Source organism: Anaerovorax odorimutans (assembly GCF_024459955.1).
Classification (GTDB): Bacteria; Bacillota; Clostridia; order Peptostreptococcales; family Anaerovoracaceae; genus Hominibacterium; species Hominibacterium odorimutans_A.
Genome location: NZ_JANFXK010000114.1, coordinates 1 through 376, shown reverse-complemented (window position 1 = coordinate 376; position 376 = coordinate 1). Strand labels below are relative to the sequence as shown.

1 protein-coding gene is annotated in these 376 nt (G+C 48.7%); it reads right to left on the bottom strand.

What is annotated here, in order from left to right; translation table 11 throughout:
* A partial coding sequence (locus NE619_RS18115; protein WP_256133875.1) for a hypothetical protein occupies positions 1-376 on the bottom strand: 376 nt, incomplete at both ends.

Here is a 376-nt window from a genome sequence, read left to right as displayed (position 1 = left end):
CATCGGCTGCAATTTGTGCTATCTGTTGAGGAAAGTTGTGGGGTTGCAGGGTGTCAGGCAGGCTGCAAGGCGCTAAAACAGCCCGCAAGCCGGGTGTGGTGGTTGTAAACGTTGGAAAAGGTTCAACATTCCGCCAAAACCCGCGGCTATGTTGATAAAAATATAGATAGTCACTTTTAGTTGTGAAATAAGGTAATTGTGCGGCTGGCAAGAGCGAAAAGCTGTTGGGAGAAATGTAAAATAAAGGGGTTTTGCTTTTTTCTACAACATTGGATGCGATTTGTGCTATCTGTTGAGGAAAGTTGTGGGGTTGCAGGGTGCCTGGCAGGCTGAGGGGCGCTAAAACAGCCCGGAAGCCGGGTATGTGTGGCTGCAA